The sequence below is a fragment of the Pantoea sp. FN0305 genome, from assembly GCF_050113845.1.
Lineage (GTDB): Bacteria > Pseudomonadota > Gammaproteobacteria > Enterobacterales > Enterobacteriaceae > Mixta > Mixta alhagi.
Genome location: NZ_JBNJSN010000004.1, coordinates 88,621 through 103,995 on the forward strand (window position 1 = coordinate 88,621; position 15,375 = coordinate 103,995).

At 52.5% G+C, this 15,375-nt stretch carries 16 protein-coding genes; 10 read left to right on the forward strand and 6 right to left on the reverse strand.

Features of this window, described 5'->3' with window-relative positions; all coding sequences use genetic code 11:
* Positions 1–357: 357 nt before the first annotated feature.
* A complete protein-coding gene (locus tag ACQE3Y_RS09535; RefSeq protein ID WP_426981505.1) occupies positions 358–1,239 on the reverse strand; it encodes an ROK family protein in 882 nt (293 codons plus the stop codon).
* A gap of 134 nt (positions 1,240–1,373) precedes the next feature.
* Between ACQE3Y_RS09535 and ACQE3Y_RS09540 the strand changes: the two genes are divergently transcribed.
* The 8 genes from ACQE3Y_RS09540 to ahr all read left to right on the forward strand — a co-directional run bounded on the left by ACQE3Y_RS09540 (position 1,374) and on the right by ahr (position 9,597).
* The gene (locus tag ACQE3Y_RS09540; protein ID WP_426972891.1) at positions 1,374–1,868 is read left to right on the forward strand and encodes a thioredoxin family protein; all 495 of its coding nucleotides are present in this window, start codon (positions 1,374–1,376) and stop codon (positions 1,866–1,868) included.
* Between the two features lie 423 nt (positions 1,869–2,291).
* The gene (locus ACQE3Y_RS09545; RefSeq protein WP_426981506.1) at positions 2,292–4,004 is read left to right on the forward strand and encodes a copper resistance system multicopper oxidase; all 1,713 of its coding nucleotides are present in this window, start codon (positions 2,292–2,294) and stop codon (positions 4,002–4,004) included.
* A gap of 142 nt (positions 4,005–4,146) precedes the next feature.
* Positions 4,147–4,986: a copper resistance protein B gene (locus ACQE3Y_RS09550; RefSeq protein WP_426981669.1), complete on the forward strand. Its 840-nt coding sequence runs from the start codon at positions 4,147–4,149 to the stop codon at positions 4,984–4,986.
* A gap of 32 nt (positions 4,987–5,018) precedes the next feature.
* The gene (copC, locus tag ACQE3Y_RS09555) at positions 5,019–5,399 is read left to right on the forward strand and encodes a copper homeostasis periplasmic binding protein CopC (RefSeq protein ID WP_426981507.1); all 381 of its coding nucleotides are present in this window, start codon (positions 5,019–5,021) and stop codon (positions 5,397–5,399) included.
* 4 nt (positions 5,400–5,403) lie between these two features.
* Positions 5,404–6,336 (forward strand): copper homeostasis membrane protein CopD, encoded by a 933-nt coding sequence (gene copD / locus ACQE3Y_RS09560; protein WP_426981508.1) that lies wholly within the window; start codon positions 5,404–5,406, stop codon positions 6,334–6,336.
* A gap of 31 nt (positions 6,337–6,367) precedes the next feature.
* Positions 6,368–7,048, forward strand: coding sequence for a heavy metal response regulator transcription factor (locus ACQE3Y_RS09565; RefSeq protein ID WP_426981509.1), 681 nt, complete (start codon positions 6,368–6,370; stop codon positions 7,046–7,048).
* Positions 7,045–8,466: a heavy metal sensor histidine kinase gene (locus tag ACQE3Y_RS09570; protein WP_426972883.1), complete on the forward strand. Its 1,422-nt coding sequence runs from the start codon at positions 7,045–7,047 to the stop codon at positions 8,464–8,466. Before ACQE3Y_RS09565 ends, ACQE3Y_RS09570 begins: the two co-directional genes overlap by 4 nt.
* Positions 8,467–8,580: 114 nt before the next feature.
* Entirely contained in the window at positions 8,581–9,597 is a 1,017-nt protein-coding gene (ahr, locus tag ACQE3Y_RS09575; protein ID WP_426972882.1) for an NADPH-dependent aldehyde reductase Ahr, read from the forward strand.
* A gap of 60 nt (positions 9,598–9,657) precedes the next feature.
* Here ahr and ACQE3Y_RS09580 read toward each other — a convergent pair whose 3' ends face one another.
* Positions 9,658–11,106, reverse strand: coding sequence for an amino acid permease (locus tag ACQE3Y_RS09580; protein ID WP_426981510.1), 1,449 nt, complete (start codon positions 11,104–11,106; stop codon positions 9,658–9,660).
* 565 nt (positions 11,107–11,671) lie between these two features.
* Between ACQE3Y_RS09580 and ACQE3Y_RS09585 the strand changes: the two genes are divergently transcribed.
* On the forward strand, positions 11,672–12,946 hold the full coding sequence (locus ACQE3Y_RS09585) for a Glu/Leu/Phe/Val family dehydrogenase (protein ID WP_426972878.1): 1,275 nt from the start codon (positions 11,672–11,674) through the stop codon (positions 12,944–12,946).
* 84 nt (positions 12,947–13,030) lie between these two features.
* Here the strand turns inward: ACQE3Y_RS09585 and ACQE3Y_RS09590 are convergent, their stop codons facing one another.
* The 4 genes from ACQE3Y_RS09590 to ACQE3Y_RS09605 all read right to left on the reverse strand — a co-directional run bounded on the left by ACQE3Y_RS09590 (position 13,031) and on the right by ACQE3Y_RS09605 (position 14,909).
* Complete coding sequence (locus tag ACQE3Y_RS09590) at positions 13,031–13,285, reverse strand: hypothetical protein (protein WP_250652478.1); 255 nt, start codon at positions 13,283–13,285, stop codon at positions 13,031–13,033.
* Positions 13,286–13,500: 215 nt separating this feature from the next.
* Positions 13,501–13,773, reverse strand: coding sequence for a hypothetical protein (locus ACQE3Y_RS09595; protein ID WP_426973078.1), 273 nt, complete (start codon positions 13,771–13,773; stop codon positions 13,501–13,503).
* A 194-nt stretch (positions 13,774–13,967) separates the two neighbouring features.
* A complete protein-coding gene (locus ACQE3Y_RS09600; RefSeq protein ID WP_426972876.1) occupies positions 13,968–14,555 on the reverse strand; it encodes a YceI family protein in 588 nt (195 codons plus the stop codon).
* Between the two features lie 216 nt (positions 14,556–14,771).
* Positions 14,772–14,909: a hypothetical protein gene (locus ACQE3Y_RS09605; RefSeq protein ID WP_426972873.1), complete on the reverse strand. Its 138-nt coding sequence runs from the start codon at positions 14,907–14,909 to the stop codon at positions 14,772–14,774.
* 171 nt (positions 14,910–15,080) lie between these two features.
* Between ACQE3Y_RS09605 and ACQE3Y_RS09610 the strand changes: the two genes are divergently transcribed.
* Complete coding sequence (locus ACQE3Y_RS09610; RefSeq protein WP_426972871.1) at positions 15,081–15,281, forward strand: hypothetical protein; 201 nt, start codon at positions 15,081–15,083, stop codon at positions 15,279–15,281.
* Positions 15,282–15,375 lie beyond the last annotated feature (94 nt).

The window sequence follows — 15,375 nt, forward strand, 5'->3', positions numbered from 1 at the left end:
GTGCCAGGTAAGTTGTACCGTGAGCAGGGCGGTCAGATTAGAAAGTAACTAAAAAATAAGGATGTACAGGCCAAGCCGTTTTTTACAGGGAATTAGTTTTTACTAAAAAAATGGGGTTTAAGCGGGTAAACCTTCCAGCCTGTAAAATCAATTGCATTTTATGTGGTTTTTAAAGGGGGTTATTTCAATGAGTACCCAGATGTTCTTTATCGCTACTTTCTAAATAAGCCTGATTAGGCGCTTTAATAACGTCGTTTTTGTCAGTAAATAGATCACTCTTTGACAATTTCAGGCTACCACTGGAAATAAGACTGCCTTTATTGAACCAGCAGCAGCGGCATTTATCCAAATGTCAGATTAGGTTTTTTCCTGTTGGGACTGCAGGAAATGTTTTACTGCCCCCAGCATGCCGGAATCATTGCCGTAGGTGGCTGTATCCACCTGCACATCAAGATCAAACCACGCCAGATGATAGCGCAGCTCTTCCAGAAAGCTTTCCCGCTCGGTAATGCCACCGCCAAGGAAAATACATTCAGGGTTGAAAACGTGCGCAAGATTGTAGATGCCACCACAAAGATCCTGATAAAAATTCATCACTAATCGACTGCAAATCGGATCGTTATTATCGTAGCGGGCGAATATCTCTTCGCCGGTGATCTCTTCCTGCTTTTGACCCGTGTGCATACTGTAGTTTTGCGTCAGCACGCGCATCGTGCAGGTGGTGTTCATGGTATAGTGGCGAACATTCTCGCTGCCTGGTCGGGTGCTGAGCAGCGAACCGAATTCACCGGCGCGACACTGCTTGCCACGGACCAGCGCATTGTTGCAGAAGATCGCGCCGCCAACGCCGGTGCCGATGGTCATCATTAAAAAGTCAGACATCTCCTGCGCTTTACCCAGCCAGCGCTCCGCCAGTAACGCACAGTTGGCATCATTTTCTACGCTGACGGGCAGCGGCGTTTTTCCCTGCAACCACTCACCAAGATGGAAATCATCAAAATCGCGGATAGCGCCGCCCATCGCAATATAACCGCTGTCCGGATCCACATAGCCGGGCGTACTCACGGCTACGCCTTCACAGTCGGCATGCCGATCCAGCCAGGTCAGCACACCATCCAGTATCTCTTCGCCGGAGTGGTTCATAATATCTTTTTTATCGCGCGCGACTATTTCGCCTTTATCGGTAACAATGCCCATTTTTAATGATGTGCCGCCGATATCAAACGCCGCTATTTTCACGTCATTTTCTCCTCTGGTTTTTAAAATATAAACATGAGTATAGGCCCGTCATGTGCAAGGCGATGTTCTGAGGTGTATGCGGCGGCGGATTCTTTTAAGATAGGCCACTATCGGTTGTTACTGGAGAAGGTTTGATGAGCGCATTTGAAACGCTGTTTAAGCAGGGGAAAAATACCGCAGAGTTTATTGCTAGCGGCACGCCGGAGCAGATCGCCGATCTGCAGCGCTGGCAGGCGATGCTGGAAAGCCAGAGTGAAGCGGTAGAAAAGGCGCTTGCGCCTGCACAACAGGCGGCAGGGCGCTTCCGGCTGCTGGTGGCGGCCGAGATGTGGTGTCCGGACTGTCATCGCAACATTCCGCCAATGGCGCTGCTGTGCCAGCGACTGCCTGACATCGAAATGGCGATTATCACTCGTGATGAGGCGCAGCCTTTTATTGAACTGCTGGGGGTGGATAAGGTGAAAATCCCGATGGCCGTGGTGCTGGATGAGGCTTTTACGCCGTTAGGCGTCTTTATCGAGCGGCCTGACTCGGTGGTGAATGGCGACGCGGAGCAGCTTGAGGCTTATCGTCGCGGCGAGCTGTTAGCAGAAACTATCAGTGATATCAGCGCTATTATCGCAGCGTAAAAACAGGACAGAGCCTCGATACATTTTCTGTGTACAGTACAGAGGCAGGCTACAATAAGCTAAGAATATAAGACAAAGCTGAACGGGGGAACACCGAGCCGGATTATCCCCCGTTTCAGTACTCGTAAATTTTGCCGTTAACGCTTTAATATCCTTTCTCCTGAAGGTGCAGATGATCAGCAGGAGATAAACAATTACTCACTGAAACTCTCTTGCTGGCAGAAATGCCTATTATTAGGTTTAATAAAAAACAATATAAAACAGTGAGTTATAACATTACAGAATTGTAATAACCTTCGTGTTTTAGCTGTGATAACTTCCAGGTAACAAAAATTAAACTTCCTGAACGGTAAGTATAACTTGTACTTGCGTTATGGAGAGACACCTTGTTTTGAGGTGACATGAATGTGCTGGAGTTGAGTCATGCAGCTTAAAAGTTCACGACGTAATTTCATTAAAGGCATTACTGCCGCCGGTATTGTCGGCGGCCTGGGGCTGCGATCCTTCGATGCGTTTTCGGCGGTAAGCCTGATGCCTTCCCGTACGCTTACCGGCAGCGATTTTGATCTTTTTATCGGTGAAACGATGCTCAATATCACCGGTAAAACCCGTTACGCAAAAACCATTAATGCCGGCCTGCCGGGGCCGCTGTTGCGCTGGAAGGAAGGCGATACTGTTACGTTACGGGTTAAAAACCACCTGTCCGAAACCACCTCTATTCACTGGCATGGCCTTATTTTGCCGGCAAATATGGATGGCGTGCCGGGGCTCAGTTTTCATGGCATTGAGCCGGACGAGACCTATGTTTACTCCTTTCAGGTAAAGCAGAACGGAACATACTGGTATCACAGCCATTCCGGCCTGCAGGAGCAGGAAGGCGTTTATGGTCCGATTATCATCGACGCGGCTCAGCCTGAGCCCTTTGTCTGGGACAGCGAACATATTGTGATGCTGACCGACTGGTCTGATGAAAAAGCCTCAGACATTCTCGCAAAACTGAAAAAGCAGTCAGATTATTACAATTTCGCCAAACCCACCGTTAGCGACTTTTTCCGCGATGCCAGGGAAAAAGGTCTCGGCAACACGTTAGCCGATCGGAAGATGTGGGCAGAGATGAAAATGAACCCGACGGATCTGGCTGATGTCAGTGGTGCCACCTATACCTATCTTATGAATGGCCAGGGGCCGGGTAAAAACTGGACTGGTCTGTTCCGCAAAGGGGAAAAAGTACGTCTGCGTTTCATTAACGGTTCAGCCATGAGCTATTTTGACGTGCGCATTCCCGGCCTGAAAATCACGGTGGTGGCTGCTGATGGACAGTATGTCACGCCTGTCTCTGTTGATGAATTCCGCATCGCCGCTGCTGAAACCTACGATGTTATTGTGGAACCGGTTGACGATGCCTACACCATTTTTGCCCAGTCCATGGACCGGAGCGGCTACGCGCGTGGCACACTCGCGGTTCGTGAAGGGCTCTCTGCACCGGTTCCGGTACCCGATCCGCGTCCCTGGCTGACCATGGACGATATGGGTATGGGCGACATGGATCATGGCAGTATGGATCACAGCCAGATGCAGAGCATGGACCACGGCAGCATGAACCCTGGCCAGATGCAGCAACATCCCGCGAGCGAAACAGATAATCCTCTGGTCGACATGCAGGCCATGATGCCGACGGCAAAATTAAGCGATCCGGGCATCGGGCTGCGTAATAACGGCAGAAAGGTACTGACGTATGCCGATCTGAAAAGCACCTTTGAGGATCCGGATGGCCGTGAACCGTCACGCACTATCGAACTGCATCTTACCGGGCATATGGAAAAATTTGCCTGGTCATTCAACGGCATTAAATTCTCAGATTCGGAACCGGTCACGCTCCGCTACGGCGAACGTGTGCGTATTGTGCTGGTTAACGACACCATGATGACGCACCCCATTCACTTGCACGGTATGTGGAGCGATCTGGAGGATGAGCAGGGCAATTTTCTGGTGCGTAAACATACCATTGATATGCCGCCGGGAAGCCGTCGCAGCTACCGTGTGACGGCGGATGCGCTCGGGCGCTGGGCTTATCACTGTCATCTTCTTTTCCATATGGAAACCGGCATGTTCCGTGAAGTCCGGGTAATTGAGTGAGGTGGTGATGATGCCAGTTTCAGGGTGGAGTGATATGACAAAGAATTTTTCACGTTCAGCGGCAGGGCTGGCGATTTGGTCGGTGATTGCCGGGACCCCCTCTGCGCCCGCTTACGCAGCCCAGACCGATCCGTCTCAGCCTATGCAGCACAACATGTCGGGAATGGACCACTCTGCGATGCAGGGCATGGACCATTCGGCGATGGAAGGAATGACGTCGATGTCGGGTATGGAAGCGATGGAATCCATGCAGCCTGCTGCACCCACGCAAAGCCGCACCCCCATTCCGCCGATTACGGAAACTGACCGGAAAGCGGCGTTCCCGGATGTTCATGGCCATGAAGTTCATGACAGTAGCGTAAATTACTTTCTGCTTGCCGATCGGCTGGAATGGCAGAAGAACAGTGATCCCGGCGGTTTCAACTGGAACCTGAGCGGTTGGGTAGGGGGAGATATTGATCGGCTTTGGATACGCAGCGAAGGCGAAACCAGCGACGGTAAAACGGAATCGGCAGAAGTTCAGGCTCTGTGGGGACATGCCGTTACGCCCTGGTGGGATGTGGTTGCCGGTGTCCGTCAGGATTTTAAGCCCGGAAAACCACAGACCTGGCTTGCAGCCGGTTTTCAGGGAATGGCGCTCTATAACTTAGAAACGGAGCTGACGGTTTTTGCCGGAGAGCAGGGGCGTACCGCGCTGAGGCTGGAGGCGGATTACGATGTTCTGCTGACTAATCGTCTTATTTTGCAGCCCTCTCTGGAAGCCAATATTTATGGCAAAGATGACGACGCGCGCGAAACCGGCAAGGGGCTGTCCAGTACCGAATTAGCATTGCGTCTTCGCTACGAAGTGAAACGTGAGTTCGCCCCTTACGTGGGGGTTTCCTGGAGCCAGCTGTACGGCAATACCGCCGATATGGCTGCCCGTGAGGGTGAAAAAGATAACGAAGTGCGTTTCCTTCTCGGGGCTCGCATGTGGTTCTGATGCCGTTAATTCAAACAAAGCAGGTATTTATTATGAAACGTACTTATGCTGGCTACTTTATCGCTGTTGCTGCTTCTGTGGTTGCTTTTGCTGCACAGGCTCATCCGGAACTGGCTTCTTCCGTACCTGCGGACAAAGCTGAGGTAACGGCACCTGCAAAAGTGGAACTCCATTTTACTGAGGATCTGGTCACTAAATTCTCCGGTGCGCGCCTTGTGATGACTGCCATGCCGGGCATGGCTTCCCATGCGCCTATGCCGGTTGCAACTAAAGTATCAGCAGGCAGCGATGCGAAAACAATGGTTATCACGCCGGTAAAACCCTTGCCTACCGGAACCTATAAAGTGGAGTGGCGGGCGGTATCCTCTGATACCCATCCCCGTACCGGGAACTACAGCTTCACTGTGAAGTAATCTCATGAACGATCAGCTTTTGATTGCTATCCGGTTTCTGCTTTATCTTGATCTCATGGTTCTTTTTGGCCTGCCCTTATTTGAGATGTACGGGGTGAAAGGCGCTCTAAAGAAACCGGTGTCTTTGTTCAGCGGCTGGTCGTTCTGCTTTACGCTCATCTCTGCGGGTATTGTTCTCTCGCTGGCGAATATGCTGCTTGTTGCCCAGTCGATGAGCGGCGTCAGTCATCCCGGTGAGTTAACCCTGCATATTATGGAAATGGTTGTCGGGGAAACCGCAGTCGGTATGAGCTGGGTGATCCGGCTCGTTGCGCTGGTCATGGCCTTTATGGGCCTCAGCCTGCGGATAAAATATACCAGGCTTTCATGTTATATGCTGGTCCTGTCTGGCGGCACGGCGCTGGCGACCCTGGCATGGGGCGGTCATGCGGCCATGAACGACGGTGTCCGCTATTACCTGCATCTGCTAAGCGATATTATCCACCTGTTCGCGGCGGGAGCCTGGGTAGGCGCGCTGGCGGCCTTTAGCCTGCTATTGTGTAACGAAAAAGCAGAAGAAGCTGACTATGCCCGGCAACTGGCCGATGCGCTAACGGGGTTCGCCCGCACGGGAACCCTCATTGTGCTGAGCATTGTGATTACCGCCGTGGTTAATGTCTTATTTATCGTTGAAAAACCCCTGACTACCTTACCAGGGAGCGACTATGGGCTGTTGTTGCTGATTAAAACCCTGCTGTTTTGCCTGCTGCTGCTGCTGGCTGCGCTTAATCGCTTTCGGCTTGCCCCGGCGCTGAAAAATGCGCTGCTTCAGGGCCACCATAAAGCAAGCATTATCCTGATGCGTAAAAGCATTATCACGGAATTTACCCTATCGATACTGATACTGGCCATCGTCGCCTGGCTCGGCACATTGTCGCCCGGTAGCGGTATGGCGTAACCCCCAAACGCAGCCCCAGGAAAACCGCATCATGACCACCATGCTGATTGTCGAGGATGAACTGAAAACCGGGACCTACCTGAAGCAGGGACTTCAGGAGGCAGGATATGAGGTGACGCTGGTGCATGACGGACGTCAGGGGCTGGAGCATATCCTGCAACAGCGTTACGATCTGATTATTCTGGATGTCATGCTGCCGTCAATGGATGGCTGGGATATTCTGCGACAAATGCGAATGGCCCGCCACGAAGAACCGGTGCTGTTTCTGACCGCCAGAGATAATGTCAGCGAGAAGATTAAAGGTCTCGATCTGGGCGCGGATGACTATCTGCTTAAACCCTTCGATTTTGCCGAGCTGTTGGCCCGTGTCCGCATGCTGCTCAGGCGCAACCGCATGCAGGCTTCCGGGACACACCGCATTGCCGATCTGTTTATGGATGTTGCTCGCCGAAGCGTGAGCCGCTCCGGCAAAAAAATTCATCTCTCCTCAAAAGAGTTTGTGCTGCTTGAGCTGCTGTTACAGCGAACCGGAGAGGTATTGCCGAGAAGCCTGATTTCTTCCCTGGTCTGGAATATTAATTTTGACAGCGATACCAATGTGATTGATGTCGCAGTCAGGCGGCTTCGCAGCAAGGTGGATGATGACTTTACGCCAAAGCTTATTCATACCGTAAGGGGAATTGGTTATGTCCTGGAGATACGCGAAGATTGAAACGTAACGGCTCCCTGACCTCACGGCTGAGCATGATATTTGCGGGCGTGATGATGTCCGTCTGGCTGCTTTCCAGCGTCCTGCTGGTGGCCGCTCTGAGCAGCTATTTTCGCCATCAGGATGCCTCGTTATTAACCGGCAAGCTTGAACTGGTCACTGAACTGCTTGAAGGGGAAGTACATGCCGGAAGGCTCGACAGCGCGTCGCTTGCGCGCAAGCTTGCGGATGCCATGGTCGGTCACAGCGGGCTCTATCTTTCCGTTAAAACCTCAGATAATCAGATACTGGCTGATTACGCCTCATCTGGTTTTCAGGTTCCGCAGCAACGCTTTGCCGACGAAGCCGCCCGTCCGGAGACGCTGCAAACCGTAGAGAAACAGGGGGGACGGTATCATGTGTTGGTCAGAAAAATCAGTGCCCGCGACGCTGGCAGACAAAGCGACGTGCTGATCACAGCCGCTTATGATACCGGTTTTCATGATGCGTTTATCGGTCAGCTTAAAAGATGGCTGGTCTGGTTTAACCTCGCCCTGATTTTTATTTCGGTATTTCTGGGCTGGCTGGTTACCCGCATGGGGCTGAGACCCCTGAATGAAATAAACCGGCTGGCCTCGGCGATCACCATTAATAACCTCAGCGAACGCCTTCCCGCGCATGATCTGCCAGCGGAGCTGAAGGCGACGGTAGCTGAATTCAACAGCATGCTTGAGCGGCTGGAAAATTCATTTCGTCGCCTCTCTGAGTTGTCATCTGATATTGCCCATGAGCTGCGCACGCCCGTCAGTAACCTGATGATGCAGACCCAGGTCGCCCTGTCCCGGGAGCGCGATGCGGAAAGTTATCGGGAGGTGCTTTTTTCAAATCTGGAAGAGCTAAGTCGGCTTGCCAGAATGAGCAGTGATATGCTTTTTCTGGCGAAATCAGAGAACGGGCTGATGCCTCTGGAAAAGCAGCGCGTTTCCCTTAACGCAGAACTGGCAGAACTTATCGACTTTTTCGAACCGCTGGCTGGCGACAGCGATAAAACCCTGTTACTGCAGGGGGAAGCCGCCGTCAAAGGCGATCGCCTGATGCTGCGTCGTGCGTTGAGCAATCTGCTGGCCAACGCCATAAAATATTCTTTACCCGCTTCAGCCATTAGCGTGCTGGTGGAACAGAAAGCGGGAGCGGTATTGGTACAGTTTTCTAACCCTACAGAAAATCTCTCTCAGGAAAACCTGGGGCGGCTTTTTGACCGGTTTTATCGTGGCGACGCCTCACGGCAGCATAATACGGATGGTGCCGGGCTGGGGCTGTCCATCACGCGCGCGATTTTACTGGCGCATGATGGCGATCTGCAGGTTGCCATGAAGGATAACGTCATTACGTTCACGGCTATTATTCCGGCGTCAGTCACCGCTCAGCAGCCATCGGATTAACTTGCAGAAAAACTAACTGACTGAAAAATAACCGTGGCATAAAGTGGAAAGTCTTTTGCTACTGCGCTTTGCTACACTCTCAGCTGGATCCCTAACGCAATCTGAGGTGAATTAGTGAAAATCAAGAGCTATGCAGCGATGGAAGCCGGTCAGGCTTTAGAACTCTATGAATATGAAGCAGCATCGCTGAGCGCCGAAGATGTTGAAGTCGAAGTGGAATACTGTGGCGTTTGTCATTCTGATTTGTCGATGATCGATAACGAGTGGGGCGTTTCTCAATATCCCGTGATCGCCGGTCATGAGGTGATTGGGCGCGTTTCCGCACTGGGCGAGGCGGCTAAAAACAAAGGCCTTTCCGTTGGTCAGCGCGTGGGCATTGGCTGGACGGCGAAAAGCTGCGAACACTGCGACGCCTGCATCACCGGCGATCAGGTCAACTGCCTGAACGGCATCGTGCCGACCATCGCTAACAAAGGCGGCTTTGCCGAGAAGCTGCGCGCTAACTGGCAATGGGTGATTCCGCTGCCGGAGAAACTGGATCCGGCATCAGCCGGTCCGCTGCTGTGTGCCGGCATCACGGTTTTCAAACCGCTGCTGATGCATAACATCACCGCCACCAGCCGCGTCGGAGTAATCGGCATCGGCGGCCTGGGCCATATTGCGATTAAAATCCTGCATGCAATGGGCGCAGAAGTGACCGCATTCAGCTCAACGCCGGAGAAAAAACAGTCGATTCTTGATATGGGTGCGGATCATGTGGTCAACAGCCGCGATCCGGCAGCGCTGGAAAAACTGGCCGGTCAGTTTGATCTGATCCTCAGCACCGTGGCGGTGGATCTCGACTGGCAGCCGTACTTTGCAGCGCTGGCACCGCGCGGTAAATTCCATACCGTGGGCGCGGTGATGAAACCTTTCGACGTACCGTCGTTCAGCCTGATTCTGGGTGACCGCGCGGTAACCGGTTCTTCCACCGGTTCGCCGGGCCAGCTGCGTACACTGCTGAAGCTGGCGTCGCGCACCGATATCGCGCCGAAAGTGGAGTTTTTCCCGATGTCGAAAATCAATGAAGCGCTGGATCACGTGCGCGCCGGTAAGGCGAATTATCGCGTGGTGCTGAAAGCAGATTTTTAATCTGCCAGCGCGCAAAAAGATAAGTCAGGCGGCGAGATCATCTCGCCGCCTTTTTTTCGATCAGGATTCAATGCTGGTTTGCCAGGACTGGCGCGCCCGCGCCTGACGACGACGCAGCGTCAGCCGCCAGAAAACGGCCAGCAGGATAAACCAGACAGGCATGGCGCAAAGCGCCGCACGCGTATCGGCATCGAAAACCATAATCACCAGTGAAAACAGGAAAAACAGCAGCGTCAACCAGCACATCGCCCGGCCGCCCGGCATTTTAAACGTTGACTGCTGATGTAACTCCGGCTGACGCCGACGGTAAACCAGATAGGCCACCAGAATCATTCCCCAGCTGTAGATCACCAGAATCGCCGCCAGCGTGGAAACAATGGTGAACAGCGTCATGACGTTGGGCGTCAGAAACAGCAGCAGCGTGCCGCTCAGCATACAGAAGCAGGAGAACAGCAGGCTGCGCACTGGTATCGCCGTAACGCGCGACAGGATGCGGAACTGGCGATGCGCATGTTTTTCCACCGACAAGCCATACAGCATGCGGGTACTGGAATAGACGCCACTGTTGGCAGAGGACATAGCTGACGTGAGCGCAACAAAGTTAATCAGCGCGGCGGCGGCGGGCAGGCCCGCTTTATCAAACAGCGTGACAAACGGGCTGGTTTCTGGCGAAACGTGCTGCCAGGAGGTGACGGCAATAATCACCACCATCGATAGCACATAAAAAATAATAATGCGTAGCGGAATGGCCCGGATGGCGCGTGGCAGGATCTTTTCCGGCGTTTTGGTTTCCGCCGTCATGGTGCCGAGCAGCTCAATGCCGGTATAAGAAAAAATAGCGATCTGAAAGCCCGCAAAGAAGCCAACCACGCCGTGCGGCATAAACACTGCCGGATCGGTCAGATTGCCCACCGAGGCTTGCACGCCGTCCGGCGATGTCCAGCCGGTGGCGATCATCCACAGGCCGGTAAGGATCAGCGCAATAATGGCGATAACCTTGATGATGGCAAACCAGAACTCCGCTTCACCAAACATTTTGACCGACAGCAGGTTAAACGCAAACAGCAGCGCCAGCGCAAACAGCGCCGGGATCCAGGGCGACAGCGTCGGTAACCAGTACTGCACATAGCCGCCGCACACCACCACATCGGCGATGCAGGTCACCACCCAGCTTAGCCAGTATGACCAGCCGAGAAAGAAGCTTGCTTTCGGCCCCAGATAATCGGATACAAAATCTGCGAATGAACGGTAATCCAGCCGGGTAAGCAGCACTTCGCCCATGGCCCGCATCACCATATACATAAAAAAGCCGACCACGATATAGGTGATCAGAATGGAGGTGCCGGAAACGGCAATGGTTTTACCTGCGCCCATAAACAGGCCGGTGCCGATCGCGCCGCCGAGAGAGATCAGCTGGATATGTCGTTCGCTCAGGCCGCGTTGTAAGGTCTGCGGGGCACTCTGTTCATTGCCCGATGGTCTCGATCGCGGTGGTTGTTTTGCGGTCATGGCTTCTCCTCTTATAACGGCTGACCATGAAGTAAATTCCGATTGCAGACAAACGCACCCCCTCCCCGTAACGACGCAGGGATCAGGCGCTCAGCGCGCCAGGAACAGGGCAGGCTTGTCTGGATAATGAACGGTATTCAGCGGACTACAGGCAGCCTCATTTTCAACATTTTGAAAACGATAGCGATTTCTGATTCGCGAAAGAATCAGCCGGTACAACAGCAGCTGGCGGGTTAATGCTGGCTGGCAAATTTTACATTGTCAACTCTGTAAAATAACGAAAATTTAACTTTTTGATCGCTTTCAACTTTCTGAAAAGTCAGGAAAAATCTTTTTTATGCACAAATAGTGCATAATAAATGCATAAAGTCCGCATCCTTATGGCAACCAATAAAAGTAACTAATTATTCATCTCTGTTGCGATTGCTTTACGCAAAAACAATTTTTTCCATCAGACTGAAAAATCTATCGCCGATAATTAATGGTAAATTCATTAACGCATAGTGATATGCAGGTCATTTCCACGGTTAAACAATATAAATAACTTTGTTCAAAAAGGTTTGTTATGGAAAAGCTATCTTACGCGTCAGAAAGCGGTACATCGGCCTGGAACACCTACCTTCAGCAAATCGATCGCGTAGCCCCTTATCTGGGCGATTTGTCGCGCTGGATCGATACGCTGCGCCATCCGAAACGTGCCCTGATCGTTGATATTCCCCTGCAGATGGATGACGGAACCATCCGCCATTTTGAAGGCTTTCGTGTTCAGCACAATCTTTCCCGGGGTCCGGGTAAGGGCGGTATTCGCTACCATCCTGACGTGGATCTGAATGAAGTCATGGCCCTCTCCGCCTGGATGACTATTAAATGTGCCGCAGTGAACCTGCCTTACGGCGGGGCGAAAGGCGGCATTCGCGTCGATCCGTTCTCGCTGTCCGAGGGAGAACTGGAACGCCTGACTCGCCGCTATACCAGTGAAATCGGTCTGATTATCGGGCCGCAGCGCGACATTCCGGCACCGGATGTGGGCACCAACGGTAAAGTGATGGCATGGATGATGGATACCTATTCCATGAACCACGGCACCACCATTACCGGCGTGGTGACCGGCAAACCGATTCATCTCGGCGGCTCGTTGGGTCGTGAAAAAGCGACCGGACGCGGCGTATTTGTTACCGGTCGTGAAGTCGCAGGGCGCGCCGGTATTGAAATCGAAGGCGCAAAAATTGCCGTGCAGGGCTTTGGTAACGTCGGCAGCGAAGCGGCTCGTCTGTTTGCGGAAGCGGGCGCGCGCGTGGTGGTGATCCAGGATCATACCGCTACGCTGTTTAATGCGGACGGAATTGATCTGCACGCGCTCAGCGAGTGGCAGCTCAGCCACAAACAGATCGCCGGTTTCCCTGGCGCCCAGAAAATCAATAGCGAAGATTTCTGGACCACCAAAATGGATATTCTGATCCCGGCGGCGCTGGAAGGGCAGATCACGCGCGAACGTGCAGAGAAGCTTAGCTGCAAACTGGTGCTGGAAGGGGCGAATGGCCCAACCTATCCTGATGCGGATGATATTCTTAAGGCGCGCGGCATTACCGTGGTGCCGGATGTTATCTGTAACGCAGGCGGGGTAACGGTCAGCTACTTTGAATGGGTGCAGGATATGGCGAGCTTCTTCTGGAGCGAAGAAGAGATCAATGCGCGTATGGACAAGATCATGACCGAAGCGATGGTGCATGTCTGGGATAAAGCGATAGAGAAAGAATGTACGCTGCGTACCGCTGCCTATATCGTTGCCTGCGAACGTATCCTGATGGCGCGTAAAGATCGCGGTATCTATCCAGGCTAAGTCGCTGGTCACGGCGTGTTGCGCTGTGAACAGAGCAGGCCCGGCGCAATACAGAGGCTACGGGCCTGCGGTTAACCTCTCGCATCAGCTGGTCTGGCTGGTGCGTTTCCGATTCTGTGTGGTGTATTTGCGTCCTGCTCTGGCGCGGCTTAACGTATGCGTAAACAGCATGACATCTTCACGCAGCCAGACGCGAACGGAAAGTGGCGCATGATTCAGCGACTCAGGCAGCGATACGCCGTCAATGGTGCCGCGATTACAGATAGCGCGAATCAGTTCGGTCTCTTTGATACCCGCATACCGGGCAAACTCCGGGGCGGTAAAATGTTGGCGTGCCATACAGTCTCCTTAAGCCTGCTTTGAATAATGGTTAATAAAATTTAGCTTAAGGTTATTTTTTATCCTTTTTTCTGGCGGAATTATTGATCCATGTCAGAAAGTACGAAACTCTAAAGTAAAGTTTTCTTACCGTTTCGCTTGTTTAATCAGAGGGTTATTAGCGGCGTAACAGCACGCGGTAATAATGTTAGCCTCTAAGCCAGGCAAAGCCTGCTTCAGGTAATCTGCAAGATTGCACCAGGGGTTTTTAACATCTGAAACAGCTGCTGCTGGCTGGCGTCTGAAACCTCCTGCGTATCCCAGCCGTGCCGCCAGGTCAGGTGATGGATATGACCCAGCTGACGCCACAGCGCAATAGCAGAAGCGGCCAGTGAGCAGCTTTCATCGCTTTGCAGGCATTCAAACGTGGTATGGCTCTCTTCATCCAGGGCGTTAATAAACACATGCGTGGCCTCGGCGGGAATCACGACCCGCAGATCCTCCAGCATATCTGCGCTGACGGAAGCGGAAAGACGCAGGATAAATGACGCTGAATTCACGGTTACCTCTCTGATAAGCATCTGGTTACCAGAATGGTACGCCAGCAGCGTGAAGCGCGCGCGGTTTTCTTGCGGGTAAATGCAGCAGAAGGCGGTCCGGAAACAGGAAAATCATCAGCCCTGACAGAGCAGGGCTGAAAGGATTATTTGGCCGCGTAGGCTTCGGTAGAGATAGTCAGCGTAACGTCATCGCTAACGGCTGGAATATACTGCTTCAGATTAAAATCGGAACGTTTTACCGTTGCCGTGGCGTCAAAGCCAATCGCCTGCTTTTTCAGCATGGGATGTTCTCCCTGCTTGTTCAGCGTGGCGTGCAGCGTGACCGGACGGGTAACGCCTTTAAGCGTCAAATCGCCCTGTACCTCATAGCGGTTGTTGCCTTTGCTGATAACGCGCGTGCTGCGGAAGGTCGCTGTGGGATAAGTGCCGGTATTAAAATATTGATCGCCTTTGAATTCGGTGGTCAGCGCCTCAACATGGGTATCAATATTGGTCAGGGGCAGCGTCACGTCGACTTTTGATTTTTCCGGATTCGCGCTGTCGAAAACCAGCGTGCCGCTGGTGCCGGAAATATCAGCGGTCGGATGAGAAAAACCAAAATGCGACCAGCTCATTACCACGGAGGTATGCTCCGGGTTCAGCTGATAGGTCTGCGCCTCAGCATGGCTGAACTGCGCCCAAAGGCCCAGGCTTAACACCAGCGGCGTGGCAATTTTTTTCATGCTCAACATAACGACAATCCTGCAATCACTAAAAAGGAATTTAAGTGTGGTCGCTGACGACAAGAACCGAAAGCAAAGATAACTGTTTTTGTTTTTCAAATAATTTGAAGAAAATCAGCGAGGCAGGCGATGCGGCATAAGAAAGACCCACCAGCGGCGGGTCTTGCACAGGGTCGAAAGCCCCATGTCTCTTGTCAGCCCTTCGGTAATTCAGGGAAGGGCGAATTAACGGCCAGGGCCGCCTTGATGGAATCCACCGCCATGACCGCCGCCCGGGCCGCCCCAGCCAGGGCCCCACCAGACACAGCCGCTTAATGATGCGGTCAGCATGACCGCCGTTAATAACATAAACACTTTTTTCATGATTACCTCCAGCAAGTGCGCGCGATTCTAAGATAAAAAAATGTGCCTTAAACCAGGCGACCCGCTGATTTTCACTTTCCTGACATTTTGCTGCGTTTTTCCTGCGACACAGGCGAAAAGGCCTTTGCTGCCAGGTTTTGCTATATTTAAAAAAAGAGACAGGAGGCAAGAATGGACGTGAATATTGAAAAACATCAGATGGCTAACGGCGAGTATGAGTATCGTGCCAGCTGTGAACAGCCGGGCTACCGCTTTACGCTTATTGGTAAAGGAAAAAACGCGACAGAAGCGGACAATAACCTGCGACAGAATCTTGAAGAGATGAAAACGCGTCTTGATGAAATTATTGAGATCAGCAAGGTTTCCGCCTGACGGTTAACCTTCCGTTTATGCAGCAACATTCGCTAACCGCAGGCCGGGCCGTATAACGCTGCCCGGCCTGTTTTGGTAATGAGCGCAGCGGAAA